Source organism: Psychrobacter sp. CX14, assembly GCF_057396205.2.
Genome location: NZ_CM183187.1, coordinates 2729673 through 2751239 on the forward strand (window position 1 = coordinate 2729673; position 21567 = coordinate 2751239).

Sequence of the window (21567 nt, forward strand, 5' to 3'; positions counted from 1 at the left end):
AAGTAATAGCAATACTGATAAATTGATTACCATTTTCAACTTATTAAACCGACAATGTGCCGTATTCATAATGTTGTTATTGTCAGTATATCAATTATCATAAAAGGTAGTTATTGAGCCGATTGTAAGTTTATAAAATGACAAGGGCATGACGAGGGTTTCCACATCATGCCGCAGTACATCATTTGATACTTATCAGTTTAGGAGTTTTTTGTATAGACTTGGCACTATGAGGACATTTTATCAATGCCATATACCAAGCCTATTAACCTATCCACTTAATACTAAGTCCTAATTGCTCAGGTCTTAATTACTCAGCTGAATCAGCTTGTGCTTCAGTAGCTGGAGCTTCTTCTTGAGCATCAGCAGCGGCAGGAGCTTCAGGTGCGCCGCCAGCTTGTGTTTTAGCATACTCTTTACCAGCAATGATAGCATCAGCCATACGAGTAACATATAAAGTTACGGCACGGATAGCATCATCGTTTGCAGGGATAACGTAGTCTACGTTGTCTGGGTTAGAGTTAGTATCAACAATACCGATAACTGGGATTCCTAGGTTTTTAGCTTCTTTAATAGCGATGGCTTCATGGTCAACGTCTACAACGAAGATAGCGTCTGGTAGGCCGCCCATGTTTTTAATACCACCTAAAGAGCGCTCTAGTTTTTCCATAGCACGTGTACGTTCTAAAGCTTCACGCTTAGTAAGCTTAGCGAAAGTACCGTCTTCAGCTTGTTTTTCTAGCTCTTTTAAACGGTTGATTGACTGGCGTAGTGTTTTCCAGTTAGTCAACATACCACCTAACCAGCGATGGTCAACATATGGTTGACCAGCACGAAGTGCTTGTTCACGAATTACTTCGCTCGCAGCACGCTTAGTACCAACAAATAATACTTTGTTGCCTTTAGCGGCTAGACCGTTTACGTAAGTCAACGCTTCGTTAAATGCTTTAACTGTGTGCTCAAGGTTGATGATATGAATCTTGTTACGCGCACCAAAGATATACTGGTTCATTTTTGGGTTCCAAAAACGAGTTTGGTGACCGAAGTGAGCACCAGCCTGTAGAAGGTCGCGCATTGGCATATTAGTTGGACTGTTTGACATGTAAAATTCCTTAGTTATTGGGTTATGCCTCCACACTGCAAAAATCACCGATTTATCGACACGCATTTGCTCTTTTGCACCCGCCTTTGCTTATCTCTAAGCACAAACATAAGGGCAGTCAAGCAAATTAGTCAAGCCGATAAACACCCAGCAATTCTTAAACGCAATGTGTGTGTCATTGGTTGAATAAGTGAGTTTATTGCTTTGTTCTATCTCTAAAATTTAGAAATAAAGCAAGGCGCATATTTTAACATAATAAAAGGCAGAGTAGAAGTGGCAATCCTCGCCTATTTATCGCTTAACATACCAATTAATACATTGCTCAATATGCCGCTTAATATACAATCAGCGCTGCTATTTATGCCACTCTTTGGTTCGCCCTACTTTAAATCATTGAATTCTTTAAAATCAGCAGCATATTAACAGTCAGCCTAGTAGCGATGAATGTTTGCTATTTCAGGTGCTTATTAGGGTACTTATTAAAGTATCAATTGATAATAAACCGTTAAATATTTACCGTAACACAGTGACAAATTAAATGAATAACGGCCTGTGTTATAATTACTTTCTGTTTTATTTACGGTCTATGTTCGCTTCAAAAGGGTCTAATTTTGTCACGCTTATGCTGCGTTATTACGATCCTTATCCTGCCAAAGCTAGCAATTGATTATCGATAACTTAAGTGACAAGACCGAGATTCACTCTATTTCTTTTTTATTCACTTCAACGACGTAAAATAAAAATATTATGACAAATACCCAAGATTTAATTCTCGCGCCCGATGCGATCGAAAAAATGCGTGTCGCCGGCAAACTTGCCAGCGATCTATTGGTAATGCTTGATGACCATGTTAAAGAAGGCATCAGTACCGAAGCGCTTAACCAAATTGCTCATGAGTTTACATTAGATCATGGCGCTATCCCTGCCCCGTTAAACTATGGTCAACCGCCCTTTCCTAAATCCATCTGCACCTCAGTAAACCATGTCGTTTGTCATGGTATTCCGTCTGAAAATAAGATTTTAAAAGATGGCGATATTATTAATATCGATGTGACGGTCATTAAAGATGGCTATTATGGTGATACCTCTAAAATGTGGATCATCGGTGAAGGCTCAATTATGGCGCAGCGTATTTGTGACGTGGCTCAAAAAGCGCTTTATGCAGGTATGGCTGTGGTTAAAAATGGTGCACATTTAGGCGATATTGGCGCCGCTATCCAAGAAGTGGTTGAGCCTGAGCGTTTTAGCATCGTTCGTGAGTTCTGTGGCCATGGTATTAGTAATACCTTCCACCATGAGCCGCAAGTGATGCATTATGGCCGTAAAGGTACTGGTATGGAGCTTAAGACGGGTATGACCTTTACCATTGAGCCGATGATTAACCAGGGTACTTGGAAAACCAAGATTCTTCCCGATCAGTGGACAGCAATTACCAAAGACCGTAAGTTATCTGCGCAGTGGGAACACACGCTGATGGTAACAGACAATGGCTGTGAAGTATTTACCACACGCCCTGAAGAAGATTTAAGTTTTTTAACTGCTTAGTACACTCAAAAGACTGCCTTGGCAGTCTTTTTTTTGGCATGATTACTGTTTAAACTGGTCTTATATTTAAACGGATAACGCCGTCATACCGACTATAAAGCTTGGAAGCAACTATGTTTATTCACGACCCTACCGACCCTCTTACTACTCCTCTGCCTAATCTAAAAGACAATCTTGCACGCAATTTAGGCATTCCAGACTGGCTAAAGCAAGTCGAGTCAGATATCTCTAAAGCTTTAGAGCGAGGTGTGGGTATTAGACAATTGGTCGGTGCTCGAGCCTTTGCGATAGATACCTTATTGGTTGAGCTCTTTAAATTACATGGATTAGAAGACACCAGTCTGGCTTTATTTGCAGTCGGTGGTTATGGGCGTGGTGAATTATCGCCACACTCTGATGTGGATATTTTACTGCTTGCACCCGAGGCAGTTAATGATAGTGAAGCCAAAAAGGTCGACGGTTTTGTGGCCAGCCTTTGGGATGTGGGCATTGAACCAGGATTGGCTGTACGCAGTGTCGCGGACTGCTTGCAAATAGCGAAAGACTTATCCGTTGCGACCAATATGTTAGAGGCGCGCCTACTTATCGGTAATGAGGCACTGAGTACGGTGCCAAATAATGTGGTCGAAGAGGTCTGGTCACAAAAAGACTTTTATGAGGCCAAAATAGAAGAGGCCCGTGCCCGCCATTTACGGCATAACGGCACTGAGTACAATCTCGAACCGGATATCAAAAAGTCCCCTGGCGGCCTACGTGATATTCACACCATTGGCTGGGTCACCAAACGCTATTTTAGAATCAGCAAGCTGTATGACTTAGTACCGCAAGACTTTTTGACCGAACGCGAATTTGACGAGTTGATGTTTGCCGAAGGCTTTTTATGGCAAATCCGTCATCATCTGCATCATCTGACTGGCCGTAATGAAAACAAGCTGCTGTTTGATTATCAGCGTGATATTGGCGAGCTGATGGGTTATATCGAACAGCCTGATGATGAGCCAAATGCCGCGGTTGAGCGTTTTATGCGCGACTATTATCGCTGTGCCATGCAAATCTCGACCTTATCTGAGATGCTGACCTCACATTATTATGAGACCTTGATTGAGGCGCGCCTGCCAGAAGCAGAACGCCCCAAACAGACTGTACTCAACGCCCGCTTTAACAAAATTGGTGACGACCAAATTGCCATTGCCCATCATCATGTGTTTGCGCAGCATCCAGAAGCGATTCTAGAGATGTTCTTATTGATGGGACAACACGGCATCAAGCATATCCGTACCCGTACATTGCGGGCACTTAAAATTGCAGCACGTGGTATCGATCAAGCTTACCGTGATAATCCGGTGCATCAACAGCTATTTTTGGATAACTTAAAAGAGCAAAACTACCTATTCCATCGTCTGCGTATCATGAAACGCTACGGGGTTTTAGCCAATTATATGCCGCAGTTTGTACATCTTATTGGACTGATGCAATATGATTTATTCCATCGTTATACGGTAGATGCGCATATTCTACTACTGGTGCGTATGCTGCACCGCTTTACCGACCCAAAATATAAAGATGAATTTGCATTAGTGAGCTCTATTTACCAACGTATCGAGCGTAAAGAGATTATTGTACTCGCCGCTATTTTCCATGATATCGCTAAAGGACGAGGTGGTGACCATAGCTTACTTGGCGAAGAGGATGCGATTGAGTTTTGTCTAGCGCATGGTATGAGCGAAGCGGATGCTAAGCTAATCGGTTGGCTGACTCGTTATCATTTATTAATGTCAATGACTGCACAAAAACAGGATATCTCTGACCCAGAAGTGGTCACGCGATTTGCCAACCTGGTCGGTAACGTCACCCACCTGAATCACTTATATGTATTAACCGTCGCCGATATGAATGCGACCAATCCGCAGCTATGGAATAGTTGGCGTGCCAGCTTAATGCGTCAGCTATATACGCAGACGCGCCGTATTTTACGAGCTGATTTGGATGCGCCAACCAATCGCCAGGAGATGATTGCCACCACACGCAAGCAGGCACTGGCCATGCTTGATAAGGTCGATAATCAGCATATGAACCGTGACGAGGTGTTGGCGTTATGGGATGAGCTCGGTGATGAGTATTTCCTACGTGAAATACCAGAAGCCATTATGTGGCATACCGAAGCAATTCTTAATCACCCACCGATTGGTAAAGCGTCTGACGCCAGTAGCGAGCCGTTAGTTGTGCTGCGTGAACACCGCGAGCTTGCGCTTGATGCAGTGCAGATTTTTATTTACACTCAAGATCAAGCGAATCTGTTTGCGGTTACTATGGCCGTCTTTGACCAGATGAATCTAGACGTGCTTGATGCGCGCATTATTACCGCAACCCGTGATTTTGCGCTAGATTCATATGTACTACTTGACCGTCAAGGTACATTATTAACCGATCCTGAGTCGCGTGAAGAGCTGACGCATCGCTTGATTGATGCCTTTAAGAATCCAGAAACACCCAAGTTGGTACAAAAGCGTCTGCCGCGCCGTTTAAAGAACTTTCAAGTACCAACTACCATAGATTTTAACTATAATGAAGCCAGTCGCCAACATGTCATGAGCCTCACCACGCTCGACCAACCAGGACTACTGGCACGTATTGGTCAAATCTTCTTGAATGAAGGTATTGAGGTACATGCTGCCCGTATTACCACATTGGGTGAACGTGCTGAAGATATGTTCTATATCAGTGACTTGGGGGATGCTGCGCTTAGTGATGAGAAGCTTAAAAAACTAGAACAAGCCTTAATAGAAGCATTAACACCGAATAATCAGTAATGGATATAGAGTCAGCATAATTGGCTGATTTTTAGTCAGATTTAAGCTGACTAATCCGGCTATCCTGTTAATGGTGGGCTGTTAGCAACCACACTATTTTGCATCAATAATACTTTCATAATATAGGCAACCAATGAACCAGAAACTAGACTTATTGCACCCTTACCCGTTTGCCAAAATGGCAACGCTGTTAGCGGACTCTCAGCCTGCCGCACAATACGACACCATTAAACTGGGTATTGGTGAACCTAAACATGAGCCGCCTGAACTTGTTCTTGATGTGCTGCGTGATAACTTAATGAAAGTGCAAAATTATCCGAGCACTGGTGGCTTGCCTGAGCTTAGCAGCGCCATCGCAATTTGGCTCAAAAAGCGTTTTCATTTAAATTATATTGATGCAAGCAGCCAAGTCATTCCGGTCATGGGCACGCGTGAGGCCATTTTTAGCTTTGCACAAGCGGCGGTGAATACCGATTCATCTGTTAATAAAGAGACAAATACTAAGCCTGTAGACAATAAGCCACTGATTATAATGCCCAATCCCTTTTATCAGATTTATGAGGGTGCAGCACTATTGGCCGGTGCCGAGCCTTATTTTGTGCCGTGCACTGCAGATAATAACTTTAAGGGCGATTATCAAGCCGTTCCAAGCGATATCTGGGAGCGTGCGCAAGTTGTTTTTGTGTGCAGCCCGAATAATCCAACTGGTGCGGTTATGAGTGAGGCCGATTGGAAAGCACTCATTGAGCTGTCTGATAAGCATGACTTTATTATTGCCAGTGACGAGTGTTATAGCGAGTTGTATTTTGATAAGCCACCACTGGGTCTGCTTGAGGTGTGCGCTAAGATAGGCCGTGATGATTACAAAAATTGCGTGGTATTCCACTCTTTATCAAAGCGCTCAAATCTACCGGGTCTACGTTCTGGTTTTATCGCCGGTGATGCAAGCCTACTTAAGCCCTATCTGCAATACCGAACCTATCAAGGCTGTGCGATGCCAATTCATCATCAACTGGCATCTATCGCAGCTTGGCAAGATGAGGCTCATGTTGAGCATAATCGTGCGCTTTATGCCCAGAAGTTCGATTTGTGGATGTCAGAGCTTGGCGATACACTACAGCTGCACAAACCGGATGCCGGATTCTATCTATGGGTACAAGTGCCTGAGCAATTTACAGATACCCAAGGCGAGCGTGATGACGAAGCCTTTGTCAAAGCACTGTTTGAGCAGGTAAATATTCATGCCTTAGCCGGTCGTTACCTCTCACGCGAGGTTGATGGTTTTAATCCAGGTAAAGGCTTTGTTCGTCTAGCCTTGGTGGCCAGTGTTGATGAGAGCCGCGCAGCTATTGAACGCATCAAAACCTTATTAACCAATACCGCTGCCCAATAATATTTAATTGAACTGCTTTACCGATAATTAGGCTTTATCCGTATTTAACTCGCTAAACCCTTTAATACTAAAACACCCTGTATGCCACTCTATAGTCAACGGTACATGGCCTTATAGGGTGTTTTCTATGTTTAAGCCAATATTATCATCAACAAAACATACTCTGGGCCCTTTAATTCCTTATTCAACGATTATCTACATATTAGTGCTACCCCTATGATTCTGCCTACTTCACGTCCATGCTTATCACACCCTACGTCCTCTAATCAGACAGCGTCTACCTCTTGCTTACGCAAAAAACTAACCGCTGCATTAAGCCTCAGTTTGGGGCTAATCTTAGGCAGCACGGCTCAAGCTCAATTGCCTGCACCGGTTGAATCCATGCTAAATCGAGCCAATATCAGCACCGATGATATTAGCTTAGTTATTATGCCGGTTACACCTGCCAATACCCAAAACAAAGCAGGCAATGCTACTTCAGAGAGTAGCGCCAATGATAATAGCGACTCTATTGAACAAGCGGCTAATCAATCAAATACTGCCTCTACTACTGCTAGTTCAGCTGCCACCCCTACTAGCAATTTACCACCTATTGTCAAACCAAAACCAGAAGAGCCCGTGCAGGAAGAGGTAACGGTTGATACCACAGATGCGCTGCCACCTGAAGAAAATGACAATCAAGAACGTGAGAAGGCACAGCCCATAAAGGCCAATGATAACGAGATTATCAGCCCGCTAACTGCACCAATTCGTCATTTGAGCGATATACCGCGTACACCGGCCAGCACTATGAAGCTGATTCCCACCTTTATTGCGCTGGATTTATTGGGCCCTGATTTTGTGTGGTTTACCAAGGTGTATTATACCGGATATGTGTCCGCCAATACCTTACATGGGGATTTGATTATTCAAGGCAGCGGTGACCCTAAACTGACGCACCGACGTTTAGCGATGCTGCTCAGCCAAGTCAGAAAAGCCGGTATCCGTCATATCGAAGGCGATATTGTCCTTGATAGCTCTGTGTTTCAAGGTGTGGGCAAAGACCCTGCTTCCTTTGATAACGACCCACTGCGTCCGTACAATGCTAGTCCAGATGGCCTATTGATTAATTTTAATAGCGTTGAGATGACCACCATTCCAATGAGTAGCGGTGCTCAAAGTGGACGCGCAAAAATATTTTATAAGCCAAGATTGGCCGATTATAATCTGCCAGAGAGTATTCCTATTAGTCATTCAGGCCGCTGCTCTTCTGCTCGTTATAGCCTAGCGCCGAGCTGGCAAAATGAAGGCTTAAGTATCGCCAAGCCATTACCTGCCGCTTGCGGGGCGCATACTTTTTATATCGCCTATCCTAATGTCAAAGATTTTGCTCAACGTGTGGTCAAAGAAGAATGGCTGAATCTAGGCAATACTATGTCGGGCAATATTAAATTTTTAGGCCTAGGTAATACGTTATCAGGCGATACCATTAATACCGAATATCCACTAAAAACACGCTTTGGTAGCTATATGGATATGAGCAAAACCGGTAATAAGGACAAGCTATTGGCCGGCTCGTTATCGACTATACCGTCATCACCGTTGCCTTTAGTGACTTATCCCTCGTTACCGTTATCGCAGCAGATTTACGATATTAATCACTACTCTAATAACGTGATGACCGAGCAAGTGACTCTGACTCTGCCTTTATTTGCTAATCTTGATGGTACCTATAACAAAAGCAGCTCGCTGCAAGATCGTCATTCAGATTACAACAAAGCATTGGGCGTGATTGATTACTGGTGGCAAAAGAACTTACAGACACCGGCACCAGTCATGTCTAACGGCTCCGGCTTATGCCGTGATTGTAGCGTCAGTGCAGACAATTTAGCTGAACTGCTAACCTATGCTTATAACCATCCTAATTTTGATACCTATGTGAATTCGTTAGGCATCGCGGGCGTCAGTGGTACGATTAGGGAACATGCTGACCGCTTACCAAAGTCTGCAGCCATCGGCCGTGCATGGATTAAAACCGGTACCTTAAATAATGTGACCTCTATGGCCGGTTATGTGCATGGGAATTCTGGACAAGATTATGTGGTGGTCGGCATTATTAATGGCTCGAATACACTTAACACCTACGATGCGCGAGTCGTTCTTGATACCATGCTTGATTGGACGGCCGAACATTAATTCAGGTACTAAATAAAGTAGCGAGCGTCATAGTATAGCGTCCGTATTCATACAATAAGCAAATAGGATGAGCCATATGGAGAATTTCTTCTTTCACAACTGGGAAACTCTGATTCGCATTGTGATTTCAGCGGCTGTGGTTTACTGCTGTATTGTCTTATTTCATAAGGTTTCAGGTAAGCGTTCAAGCTCACAGCTCAATAACTTTGACTGGGTTGTGACAGTCATGATCGGCTCTATTGGCGCGAGTACCATTGTATTGAGTAATGTCCCTCTTATTGAGGGCATGGCATCTATCGTTACCTTATTAACCTTACAATACTTAGTAACAAAATACTCTGCTTTATCACCAGAATTTGCGAGCGTGATTTTATCTGAACCACGGGTAGTGTTTTATCAAGGTCAATTTTTACCAGAAGCAATGCGTCAAGAACGACTAACTCGTCAAGAGATTGAGTGCGCCATGCGTAGCGAAGGTATCCATGACTTTGATCAGGTGGCTGCCGTTATTTTTGAAAGTGATGCCAAATTGACAGTGGTTCCTAAACGCGATAAAAAAGAGCGCTATGATACAGAGGGTAATATCAAACCATCAGATACACTGCAGAGCATCACTTATTAAGCTTAAATAGTAGGTACAAAAAAAGGTTAGATGCGATACGCTCTAACCTTTTTTATTACCCGAGCCCTATTATTAGAGCATCGAAGGTATTGTATTTAACGGATGTCTTATTTAATACGTTTCCAAGTTTGGCTACGTTTTAATGGGGTATATTTGATATTACCGGTTAGCTTTAATGACTGACCATTATCAGCTAAAATTACTTTACCGCCATAAACTTTACCGGTTTCTGGATCGATTAAATCACCGCCAGACCATTTGTTATTACCATCTGACTTAAGGCCAGTGAGAATAGGTAAACCAATAATTGGTTTATTTTTTAAAGAGCCTGAGCATTTTGAACATACTTCTTTGGCTTTTGAAGCATCATTGACTTTAATAATGGTGCCGGTCACTTTACCATTTCTTTCGGTCATTTTAATGACGGCTTTTTTCTCACCAGTTTTATCATCAACAGATTGCCATTGAGTGCCATCTAATGACGCGGCCATTGCAACTGTTGACATAAGGCCCGTTAGGGTTGCAGTAGCAAGTAAAGTAGTAAAACGTTTCATAATCGACTCCTATCGAAAAAAATATAAATCCATTTAAGGTATTCAACCTCATCATATTACTTATAATAGAGTTACTTATAATATGACTAAGTTTTGGCTGGAATAGGTTAACTATTCAAGCATTTAGCTCAATTCAAACCCCTAATCGGGTAAGAACACGCTAATCATACAAGGTAATTTTTATGTTGTCGATAGCTAAGCTTTGAAATAACACTTAAATCTAAGTTTAACAATAAGTTTTAATCAATCAGGTCACAATTGGGCATTATTATTGCTCAGTTGTGTAGCAACTGACTATATTGGGCTGCCTTCTTATTCTAAACAGACTGACCCCTCGCTATTTATCTTATACTCTCTATCACTATCCTATAGAAAATACTGCCATGACACGCTTTGTTAAGAAAACCTCCCCCGATATGAAACGCACTGGGTTACGACACTTGCCAATTCTAACCGTATTGGGCATTTGTTCAAGCCTATTGCTGACTAGCTGCGTTACCTCACCTACCGCGCCTTATATTATTGATAGCAAAAGTTATCAATCTCAGGGCAAAAGCGAGCGCATTAAATATATTATCTTGCACTATACTGCTGAAGATGAGGCGCAATCTTTAGAGATATTGACCAAAGGCAATGTCAGCGCGCACTACCTAATACCTCAGACTAACAATGATGTGATATATAACTTAGTGCCTGAAAGTGAGCGCGCTTGGCATGCCGGCTCAGGTGGATTTAATGGTCGAAAAATATTAAATGATACCTCTATCGGTATTGAAATTGTTAATCTGGGTATAGCGCCGCAATACCGAGGACGCAATGCTCAAGCTGATCTTGATGCCAATAATGGCTATCACCCTTATAATCATTATATTGGCTTTACCGATGTGCAAATCAAGAAAGTCGCACAACTGATCAAAGATATTACCAAGCGCTATGACATTCAGCCAACAGATATTATTGGCCACTCAGATATGGCGCCGTCTCGCAAAATTGATCCAGGCGCAAAATTTCCATGGGAGCGGTTATATAAGGAATACGGTATCGGCGCTTGGTACGATGAATTTGATAAACACTATTTTATGAATTCACAGGACTTTGAGTCTGAAAGTATCATCGATATTAAGCAGCAGTTCCGAGAATACGGCTATGAGATAAATCATACCGATGAATGGGATAGACCTAGTCGCAATGTGGTTTATGCTTTCCAGCTGCATTTTCGTCCGCATCACGCAAATGGGATTATGGATTTAGAAACCTACGCCATTTTAAAAGCGCTTAATAAAAAATATAATCATAAAAATTAAGCGCTTTTATCAGTCGATACCTGCCAATTATACTGTGTGACTAGCGACCATTAGGTGCTTTAGTGGCTGCTTGATAAATGGGCATTACTTCAGGCAATTGCTTTTGAATCTTATTAATACGCTGCTGAGAGTTAGGATGCGTAGACATTAGAGTGACAACGGCATTGCTACGACCATTGACCGCCTCCATTTTCTTCCAGACAGAAACCGCTGCTTTAGGGTCATAACCCGCTTTAGCCATCAACAATAGACCACCTGAATCAGCAGCTGATTCCTGACTACGCGAGAATGGCTTATCAATACCTAAGTCACTAAGCATACCAATCGAATCTGAGCTTAACCCTGTTTTGGCTTGAATAGCTGAGCCACCAATTTGCATCGCTAAGCCAGTTAGGATTTTCTGCCCAGCATCTCTCTTACTGTGCTCTTCTAAGGCATGGGTCATTTCATGACCGACTACCGCTGCAATCTCAGCATCCGTGAGATTTAGTTTTTCAACGATACCGGTATATACCGCCATTTTTCCACCTGGCATAGCCCAAGCGTTTAACTCAGGTGAGCGGATCACGGTTAACTGCCAATCAAAAGGAACGCCTGTTGTGTTGGCTTGATTAGCATAAGTCTTAAGACGGTTGAACACTCTGGTAACACGAATAGCCGTTTCAGAAGTGGTATCTACTGCACCGGCACTACTTGCTTTAGAAACCACTTGGCTATAACTTTTTGCCGCATTATTATTCATGCTAGCCGTATTATATCCAGCGACATCCGCGACAGTTGCACAGCCTGCTAAAGTCATCACTGCTGACAATAAAAGTGCATTTTTCAGTTTAACAAAAGTATTCATCTTATATCCTTATACAACTTTGGCGGTAGTCAATAGAAGCCATGTCAATCTTAATTTGGCGATAGAGCAACTGACGCTGACTTCATAGCTCATGTTTAATAGTTTCAACTTATTTACTATAAATGTAATTTATATGTAAATAATGTATCTAAATGATTACTAAACGAATTTATCATATTCATTTTAAACTGTCTATTCAATTTAATCTTTATAATCAATTAAATAGTACTTAAGGCACAGCCTAATTTTCTATAAATAAATTACAAAGCCAATATGTAGAAGTCGGATGAAAGATTGGATAGGGTGAATTGTCTGATAGTACCAGACGTTAATAGAATGACATCGTGAGAATTCTGAAAAGAAAGCCATTTAGATCGAAGCAGTAAACCACAATATGCTGAAACCAAAGAAGCTAAAAAGTAAGCTAAAAACAAAGACCTAACAAACAAAAACGGGCCGCAACATCTGGACTCTTGCCACCCTACCAAATATGCAACTTCATACGTCTTGTCTTTCTATAGAGGGGTGTACGCCTTGTCTCTCGGCTATAAAAGCTACGTAAAATTAGGAGTAAATATGCTGCAACGTTTCATTACTCTGATAGTACTAACAATACTGTCACTGCCTACAACAACTTTTGCCGTAATAAAATAAAACGACGCGCTTGAGAAAGGTTATTCTTCTGTGACTGCTTTTTTTGATAACACTATCGATGATGATAATAAAACAGCCGTTTTAGATACCCCTAGAGGCTTGTTACTATCACCAGATAATGCACATTTATTGCTTTTTGATAATAATGAATATAGCATGCGCTTAGTCGATAAAAATAGCACAGTCATTTAACTTCTTTCAGAAAACGCTACATAAACGAATTTTATGTACCACCCTGCATGTTCGAGTTACGCGGTATACCGTTTTGAGAGTTACTAATTTGAGAGTTAGTTCCTAGATTATTAGTCACCCCGATTTCAATGATTAAAAAAGGGGATGGTTACAGAACCAATTTTAGAAAATGCTTAACTATATATTTCGATCAAACTGAATCAATGAATGATTTTTAATAAAATGCAGGGATCGAGTCATAGTTCACTTAAATAAACAAATTTTATAGTAAAGAAAATGAATTATTTTTGAGTCATTAATTGGAAATAAAAGAAATGTTGTTTTTTGAGAGGTCTTACTTAGAGTGCAGTAGAGCTACTTATATATCCCTATTCTTAACCAAATAAAAGTATTGAATTGGCTTAAAACCATACCAAACCCTCATAAGGTATCTTTGTCAAAGAGTCAATTCTTGACTGTATATTGCCAGCATGAATTTCAAGTTTATGACCATCTGGATCTAAAATATAGTAAGACTGTCCTTCACTTTTGTTATCTTTCCATTCAATTACATTAGACTCTTTGAGTTTTTCAACAAACTTATCAAAATGACTTGCAGCAATATCAAATGCAATATGGGTATAATCAGTCTTAGGGCTAGGTATATCACAAGATAGGCAAAACCATAACTCACCAAGCGTTAGATAAGCACCTTTATTCCACTTTACATGAGGTGTAAAGCCTAAAACATGAGTATAAAAATGCAATGATGCTTCTAAATTGCTGACAGCTATTGTAATGTGATTTAGTCCTGTTAGCATGACAACTCCTATAAACCTTTTTTGTTTTAAATAGATAACTTTCAGTAATCCAAATTGACAAACAGTTAGTAGTCCGCCCCTCGTCCCTCGGGAGAAATTGAATTATAGAAGATTAATATCTTAGATATTGTCGCATGCTTCATTAAACTTCTATAAACTTAAGTCAAACCCAGTTAGATGTTTTAGTTTGCTCTTTACTGACTCATAAACCTTGTGGCAAGCATATGTAAATTGTTATTATTGCGACTAATCAGTTTTAAGAGCTCCTCAACTTATTTAGCATATAGTTCCCGCAGTTAATTAAATTCTAACTGTAAAACTTGTATAAACCTCAAATTTAAGAAGAATTATGGATCATTATATAAAAAACATTAAAATTAAAAACTTATTTAATGAAAAAGATATAAGTTGGGAGTTGAATAGAATCAACGTTTTAGTTGGTAAAAATGGACTTGGGAAATCTACAATCCTTCATCTTATAAATTCAGCTATAAGGCATGAAGGATCTAAATATTTAGAACTCTGTGATGAAATATCTATTCAAATTAAAAACGGTGATACTTTTCACGCTTTAAAGGAAACTATTCCTGCTGATGTTCTCGAGTTAATTATAAGTGAGTTGTCTAGCTCTGATGATTTCATGAATGCAATTAAGAGGTCCTTGATTGATTCTAATAACTATAAAGATTTAAACGATGAGCTTATAAATAAGATTAACCAAGATGATAGGTTTATCGATCATATTAAGCATAAAGTACTTTCAGACTTAAAGCAAAAAGCTAAAGCTACTAATGATCAAAACGGATTATTGGGTTATAAGTTTGGTATTAATGTTAACCCCATGAGAACTGAGTTTATATCTACTATTAATCTCAGTGCAAACTCTGTTAACAATGTAACTACAAGTAGCGGTGATAGTACCACTTTCCTTGATTTTGAGATTAATAACGAATTTAAGAGACTATTTGATAATGATAAATTAAACCCTGAAATGGAACTCAAAATTAAACTCACCACATCTCTAAATAACCTTTTTGTTGAATCTAAAAAGACTACTATTTTTGATCAAAACAAATTTAAAGTTTTACTAGACAATGGAAAAGAGTTGGGGTTTGAAGATTTATCATCAGGTGAGAGGCAAGTTATATTTATATTTTTAAAAGTCATTAATAGTAGCATTGATAATTCGTTAATTTTGATGGATGAGCCAGAAATTTCATTACACCTCTCATGGCAAGAAAAAATTTTAGATGAAATTACGAAGGTAAATAAAACCAGTCAGATTATTATAGTTACTCATAGTCCAGCTATAGTTATGAATGGTTGGTTTGATAGTCTCACAGATATTAATAGTATTTTTATAAATAAGAGTAACTCAAGTGAGGCTTTATGATGTCAGGCTTTATAAAATATCCATTTAAAGCTAATTATATTAAATCTTATAATTTAATGCGGCATGGTGAAGCAAGATATAATCTATATATTGAAGATGAAAGTGACAAATGGTTTTGGCAGAAATTTATTGATCAGGTTTTTCCTAATCAATATTTTATTATTACATTAGCTAAGCGGGGTAAAAGAGCACTTGAACCCTATTATACAGAAGCAAAAAAAGAAGCTTTAATCGCCGTAGATTCTGACTATGACTATCTATGCAAAAATATTGGTTTTGGTATGGAGTTATACTCTAACCCATACATCTTACACACTTTCGCATATAGCAGAGAAAGCGTACTTATTGAAAAAAATAATATTCAAAAATTTGTAGAAGGAATACAACATACTGTTAATCACGAAGTCAATGTAAGTCACTTCATCGAAAATTTATCAGAAAAAATATATGACGCTTTAATTAAATTTATTTTTCTTAAAAACTTTAAGAATATTGAATTGAATAGTGACTGTTTCCACAAATGTTTTCATCTTACCGATAAGAAAATTGTAACTATCAGTTCTCATAATACAATAACCTTAGATTTGGCTGTGTTAAATGATATTTCATTAAGTCTTGAAGAATACTTTCAAATTTATCAAATTTCTGAAGGAGACTATTTAAATACTGAGCACTATTTAAATAGTTTAAATATTTTTAGATATAATGCTTATCGTTTTGTAAATGGACATATTTTAGAAGATCTCATATCAAAAATAATTAAACAGCTAACTGACAATCTATTAACTCAAGAAATATATCACATCAAAGAAAACTTTGAAGGCAAAGTAATTTCGGAAAGAATCTCACAAGTAAAAAACACTTTAAATGAAATATCGCATTTAAAAACTTTTTTACGTCAATATCCAATTTGTAGTAGTGATGAAGTGCATATGAAAATATTAGCTCAAATTAAATGTATTCAAGATTTATGATTTTTTAATAATAATTACTCTGGAATTTAGGCAATTATAATTAACATATACGAAACAAAAATATTAAGTAGCAATTTTTTAATGAAAAGAGAAAATAGTATTCAATTTATCCCTTATTTTAATTCTGTTAACCTAAAACATATTTACATAAAGAAGGTGATCCATTTCTGGCTAACCTTCTTCATTATCAGAACTTTCTTTAGAGATGTTTATTGGAATCAGTAATCGGTGATTCGTTTTCTGATAACTTGGTAATGGTTTTATAACCTTCTTGATTACCGAAATACAATCTGTTTGTTTTTTATCTCTGAAAAAACATAGCTTAGCGCCATGATGGTCGTCATAACCATACTATCTAATAAGTCTTTCCATAGCGCTCTTTTTTTAAATTCATTACCGTCTTCTCTTAACGTTGGTTCTAATATCGCTTTAATCTCATTAAGCTGATCTTCTGTAACCAACGATTGAATATCTTCACACTCCAAGAAGTGCTGACAAAACAGCTCGATATTATCAAGCGTCTCTTCCGCTTCAATCAATTCAATAATAATCATAGTTACCATACAGTGAATCAAAATTTATGTTATTGAGATACAAGTTTTAATAGTAAGTTAAAGTAGATTTCTTGAAGATCTTGTAATATAGGTATTGATTATCAATATAATATAACTAGCAGCAATGAAAGGTTATTTTTACTTTCGTCCTTTAAAATTAAAAATAAGGCATTAAAAAAGGCAAGCCATTTTTGGCTCACCTTTTTTAAAACTAAACAATATTTATATCAAGCAGGCATTGCCTAGCGCAACCAAGCACGTGCGTTACGGAACATACGCATCCACGCACCGTCATCTGCCCACTCGTCTGGCTTCCAGCTGTGGTTGACTGCGCGTAACGTTCGTTCAGGGTGTGGCATCATTAAGGTCACACGACCGTCTGTACTACAGATACCGGTCACACCACCAAGTGAACCGTTCGGGTTCAGCGGATAAGTCTCGGTTGGATTACCTTGGCTATCCACATAACGCATTGCGATTTGACCATGACTTGCCATACCGGCCACTTCTGTCTCATTTAAGGTCGCGAAACCTTCACCATGCGCCACCGCGATTGGTAAAATGCTGTCTTGCATACCTTTTAATAAGATAGATTTGGTACGCTCAACTTTTACGTTTACAGTACGTGCTTCAAAACGTGCCGACTTATTATAAGTGAAGCGTGGGAAGTTTTCTGCACCTGGAATTAAGTCTTTTAGCTGTGCCATCATCTGACAGCCGTTACACACGCCTAAGCTGAAGGTATCAGGGCGCGCGAAGAAGCGAACGAACTGCATACGCAAGTCATCATGGAATAAGATTGAGTTTGCCCAGCCAGAGCCAGCACCCAATACGTCACCATAGCTAAAGCCACCACAAGCCACTAGACCATTAAAGTCACGTAAATCAATACGACCGGCCAATAAGTCACTCATATGGACATCAACCGCATCGAAGCCTGCACGCACAAAGCCTGCTGCCATCTCTAACTGACCGTTCACACCTTGTTCACGCAAGATAGCTACTTTTGGTTTGTTTGGACGGCTCTCTAAATATGGCTCTTCTACTTTTTGATTTAAATCAAAATTTGCCTGAGCGATTAGACCATGATGATTTGCATCTGCAATCAAATCAAACTCTTGCTGTACGCACATTGGGTTATCACGTCGCTTAGCAATCTGATAGCTCACTTGCGTCCATGTTTGTTGTAGGTCGCTACGGCTAAATACTAGTGCTTTGTCGCCTTGATGTGATGGCGTGATAATGGTTAGCTTATCTTGATTTGCACCGCCCACTGGCGTCTCAAACGTCTGACCCACTAAGCTTAGCATACCAGCTACATTATGCTCTTCAGCAAGTGCCATCAGGGCTTCAACGTGCTCTGGCAATACTTGAATGACAGCGCCAAGCTCTTCGGCGAATAACTGGCCTAATAGATTGTCATCGGTTAGGTTTAGGTTCACAGCCAAGCGATTGGTGAACTGCATCTCAGCGACCGCAGCCAACAGACCACCATCACCGATATCGTGATAAGCACTGATAACACCTTGCTCGTTACCGGCTTGGATAAAGTTAAAGAGGTTCACCAAGTCTTGTGGGTCTGCTAAGTCTGGGCTCTCATTACCTAACTGGCTTTGCGTTTGCGCTAGGATGGAGCCACCCAAGCGGAACTTACCGTGTGATAAATCTAAACGATACAAGCCTGCGTCTGCATTTTTAAGCTCAGGCGTCAATGTTTTGTTTACATCAGTGACTGGCGCAAAGGCAGTAATCACAAGACTCATTGGGCTAACCACTGATTTCTCTTCGCCATCATCTTGCCAGTTAGCACGCATTGATAGCGAGTCTTTACCCACTGGGATAGCAATGCCTAATGCAGGGCACAGCTCTTCACCAACAGTATAAACCGCTTCATAAAGTGCCGCATCTTCTTTATCTTCACCACAAGCGGCCATCCAGTTTGCAGATAAAGTAATGTCTGAAATCTGATTGATGCGCGCACCAGCGATGTTGGTAATTGCTTCACCGACTGCTAAACGAGCTGAAGCAGACGGATCAATCAGCGCCACAGGTGGACGTTCGCCAATACTCATTGCTTCACCGGCGTCAGCCAATAAGCCTGAGCTAGTCACTGCGCAATCTGCCACAGGCACTTGATAACGACCCACATATTGATCTTGAGTCACCATACCGGTAATTGAGCGGTCGCCAATACTGATAAGAAATGATTTACTGGCAACGGTTGGGTGACGTAATACGTCATGAACCGCTTCGCTGATATCAACTTGATCAAGCTGAAGTGCTTCAAGCGTACTTTCGCCACGCTCAAAGGCACGTTTCATTTGCGGCGTACCACCAAGCAATACTTGCATTGGCATATCAACCGGTTGTTCGTCTAATAAAGCATCATCCACTTGTAAATGGCGAATCTTAGTCGCTGTGCCCAAAATAGCGTACGGACAGCGCTCACGCTCACAGATAGCGTCAAATAACGCTTCACTTTCTGGACGAATAGCTAGCACATAACGCTCTTGTGCCTCATTTGACCAAATGGCCATTGGCGACATGCCCGCTTCAAGCGATGGAATATGGCGCAGGTTTAATACTGCACCCATGTCATGATCGTTAACCAACTCTGGCATCGCATTTGATAGACCACCTGCACCCACGTCATGGATAGAAACAATTGGGTTGCCATCTTGGCTTGCAGCGCTTGCTTCGGCATTATTACCAGCAAGTGACCAACAGCGGTCAATAACTTCCTGACAACGACGCTCCATCTCAGCGTTATCACGCTGAACAGAGGCAAAGTCTAAACCTTCATCAAGCTCACCACTGTCAACTGACGATGCTGCGCCGCCGCCCAAACCGATTTGCATCGCAGGGCCACCAAGTACAATTAATAAGTCGCCTTCTTGGATGCTGTTTTTCTCAACTAAGTTACGTTTGATATTACCGTAACCACCGGCAATCATAATTGGCTTATGATAGCCACGCATTTCGCTACCGTCTTGGTTTTTACTAGTATCTAATTGGAATGAACGGAAATAACCACATAGATTTGGACGACCAAACTCATTAGAGAAGTTGGCTGAGCCTAGCGGTGCTTCGGTCATAATCTCTAAGCTTGACGCCATACGATCAGGCTTGCCATATTTTTGACTGTTAACCTGACCCGATTGCTCCCACTTCTCTGGCATCTCTGGTAAATGTAGATGCGATACGTTAAACCCAGTTAAACCTGCTTTTGGTTTACCGCCACGACCGGTTGCGCCTTCATCACGAATCTCACCACCAGCACCGGTTGATGCACCGGCATAAGGAGCAATTGCGGTTGGGTGGTTATGGGTTTCGACTTTCATTAGAATATCGATATACTCCTTATGGAAGCCATATTGATGCATCTCAGTCGATAACAAATCATCGCTTAGCTCAGACTTTGGTAACGGATAGAAGCGCTGAGCTTCAAAGCCTTCCATGACCGCAGCATTGTCTTTATACGCTGATAGAATACCTTGTGGGTTTTTCTCATGAGTATTACGAATCATTTTAAACAGTGATTTTGGCTGTACCTCGCCATCAACCGTCCATTCTGAGTTGAAGATTTTGTGACGGCAATGCTCAGAGTTAGCCTGCGCAAACATCATCAGCTCAACGTCAGTTGGATTACGTTTAAGCTCATCGACGTACGCCGCCATTAAGTAGTCAATATCTTCATTTGATAGCGCAAAACCAAACTGCTTATTGGCTTGTTCTAGCGCACTACGGCCCTGCCCGATGACATCAATATGGTTTAAGCACTCTGGGCTATGATCATCAAACAATTGTGCCAGCTTGCTCATATCGTACACCAAGCTTTGGGTCATACGGTCATGCAAAATTTGCTCGGCTTGCTTTGGTAGCTTAGCAGGCAAGTTATCCCCAGTTAGAGTAAAAACAACAACGCGCTCAACACGCTCAATATCAAGCTCACAGTTATTAAAGATGTCTGTCGCTTTACTTGACCAAGGCGAAATCGTACCAAAACGTGGGCTAACAATAACTTGGCATTGACCTTCTTTGGCTTCAATCGTGGCGACTTCTTCACCTTGATTGAGTAAGTCCAGTGCTTTTTTACGCTCTGCATCGTTCAATTCGCGAGACAGGACATACACTTGCTGTGTATCAATGCCGGTCACATTAAGCGCCGTTTGGCTATTTAACTGCTCAATCAGCTGATTGGCTTTAAAGTCGGTTAAAAAACGGTGTCCAGCGAGGGTCATCATAAGGCAATTTCCGCAGTGTGAAAGTTTGGTGTAGAAAACTGTATTAAAGAGTCTTGAGGCAAATCATATAAATTGCATCACGTAAACAACCTAAAATCAGGTCAACAAAAAAGCTATATAAATTAGCCGCTATTATAGCAAGAAGTTACCCTTGCCGTCGCCTCGAAACTGTCATCTTTGTCCTGTATTTCTATAAAGTTTTGATTTTAATGAATGCCGTCTACCTAGAGCGTTTTTGACTCTACCTGTTACTAAATTTCAGAACAGATGCATAGTCTTACTTAAGACGAACGTGCTCTTACATAAATCAGTATGGTTGTCATCGTAAAACATTTAACATATGTTCAGTTATTTAGAAAAGATAACTTGAGGAAACATTCAAAAACATTAATCAACCAACCCAC

The 21567-nt window shown here is 40.5% G+C and carries 15 protein-coding genes; 9 read left to right on the forward strand and 6 right to left on the reverse strand.

All coding sequences use genetic code 11. From position 1 onward, the window contains the following. Positions 1-310: 310 nt before the first annotated feature. Positions 311-1102, reverse strand: a complete 792-nt coding sequence (gene rpsB / locus AC2SLO_RS10610; protein WP_486542449.1) for a 30S ribosomal protein S2 — start codon at positions 1100-1102, stop codon at positions 311-313. Between the two features lie 747 nt (positions 1103-1849). Between rpsB and map the strand changes: the two genes are divergently transcribed. The 5 genes from map to AC2SLO_RS10635 all read left to right on the forward strand — a co-directional run bounded on the left by map (position 1850) and on the right by AC2SLO_RS10635 (position 9647). Further along, complete coding sequence (gene map / locus AC2SLO_RS10615; protein WP_486542447.1) at positions 1850-2647, forward strand: type I methionyl aminopeptidase; 798 nt, start codon at positions 1850-1852, stop codon at positions 2645-2647. A gap of 113 nt (positions 2648-2760) precedes the next feature. Beyond that, the gene (gene glnD, locus AC2SLO_RS10620) at positions 2761-5457 is read left to right on the forward strand and encodes a [protein-PII] uridylyltransferase (RefSeq protein ID WP_486542445.1); all 2697 of its coding nucleotides are present in this window, start codon (positions 2761-2763) and stop codon (positions 5455-5457) included. 133 nt (positions 5458-5590) lie between these two features. Beyond that, on the forward strand, positions 5591-6850 hold the full coding sequence (gene dapC, locus AC2SLO_RS10625; protein WP_486542443.1) for a succinyldiaminopimelate transaminase: 1260 nt from the start codon (positions 5591-5593) through the stop codon (positions 6848-6850). A gap of 216 nt (positions 6851-7066) precedes the next feature. Beyond that, on the forward strand, positions 7067-9025 hold the full coding sequence (locus tag AC2SLO_RS10630) for a D-alanyl-D-alanine carboxypeptidase/D-alanyl-D-alanine-endopeptidase (RefSeq protein ID WP_486542441.1): 1959 nt from the start codon (positions 7067-7069) through the stop codon (positions 9023-9025). 76 nt (positions 9026-9101) lie between these two features. Continuing rightward, positions 9102-9647, forward strand: a complete 546-nt coding sequence (locus AC2SLO_RS10635) for a DUF421 domain-containing protein (RefSeq protein ID WP_486542439.1) — start codon at positions 9102-9104, stop codon at positions 9645-9647. A gap of 107 nt (positions 9648-9754) precedes the next feature. On the opposite strand, the gene AC2SLO_RS10640 is transcribed toward AC2SLO_RS10635, so the two are convergent. Then, the gene (locus tag AC2SLO_RS10640) at positions 9755-10201 is read right to left on the reverse strand and encodes a DUF2147 domain-containing protein (RefSeq protein WP_486542437.1); all 447 of its coding nucleotides are present in this window, start codon (positions 10199-10201) and stop codon (positions 9755-9757) included. Positions 10202-10584: 383 nt separating this feature from the next. Between AC2SLO_RS10640 and AC2SLO_RS10645 the strand changes: the two genes are divergently transcribed. Beyond that, positions 10585-11505, forward strand: a complete 921-nt coding sequence (locus AC2SLO_RS10645) for an N-acetylmuramoyl-L-alanine amidase (protein ID WP_486542435.1) — start codon at positions 10585-10587, stop codon at positions 11503-11505. A 40-nt stretch (positions 11506-11545) separates the two neighbouring features. On the opposite strand, the gene AC2SLO_RS10650 is transcribed toward AC2SLO_RS10645, so the two are convergent. After that, the gene (locus tag AC2SLO_RS10650) at positions 11546-12352 is read right to left on the reverse strand and encodes a M48 family metallopeptidase (protein WP_486542433.1); all 807 of its coding nucleotides are present in this window, start codon (positions 12350-12352) and stop codon (positions 11546-11548) included. A 684-nt stretch (positions 12353-13036) separates the two neighbouring features. Here AC2SLO_RS10650 and AC2SLO_RS10655 point away from each other — a divergent pair. Next, positions 13037-13198: a hypothetical protein gene (locus AC2SLO_RS10655; protein WP_486542431.1), complete on the forward strand. Its 162-nt coding sequence runs from the start codon at positions 13037-13039 to the stop codon at positions 13196-13198. A gap of 401 nt (positions 13199-13599) precedes the next feature. On the opposite strand, the gene fos is transcribed toward AC2SLO_RS10655, so the two are convergent. Further along, positions 13600-13998 (reverse strand): fosfomycin resistance glutathione transferase, encoded by a 399-nt coding sequence (gene fos / locus AC2SLO_RS10660; RefSeq protein ID WP_486542429.1) that lies wholly within the window; start codon positions 13996-13998, stop codon positions 13600-13602. Between the two features lie 349 nt (positions 13999-14347). Here fos and AC2SLO_RS10665 point away from each other — a divergent pair, with 349 nt between their 5' ends. After that, positions 14348-15391: an AAA family ATPase gene (locus AC2SLO_RS10665; RefSeq protein WP_486542427.1), complete on the forward strand. Its 1044-nt coding sequence runs from the start codon at positions 14348-14350 to the stop codon at positions 15389-15391. Next, a complete protein-coding gene (locus AC2SLO_RS10670; protein WP_486542425.1) occupies positions 15388-16365 on the forward strand; it encodes a DUF4435 domain-containing protein in 978 nt (325 codons plus the stop codon). The genes AC2SLO_RS10665 and AC2SLO_RS10670 overlap by 4 nt, the downstream gene beginning before the upstream one ends. Positions 16366-16640: 275 nt before the next feature. Here AC2SLO_RS10670 and AC2SLO_RS10675 read toward each other — a convergent pair whose 3' ends face one another. Then, on the reverse strand, positions 16641-16928 hold the full coding sequence (locus AC2SLO_RS10675) for a hypothetical protein (protein WP_486542423.1): 288 nt from the start codon (positions 16926-16928) through the stop codon (positions 16641-16643). A gap of 233 nt (positions 16929-17161) precedes the next feature. Then, positions 17162-21163, reverse strand: coding sequence for a phosphoribosylformylglycinamidine synthase (purL, locus tag AC2SLO_RS10680; protein ID WP_486542421.1), 4002 nt, complete (start codon positions 21161-21163; stop codon positions 17162-17164). Positions 21164-21567: the final 404 nt, after the last annotated feature.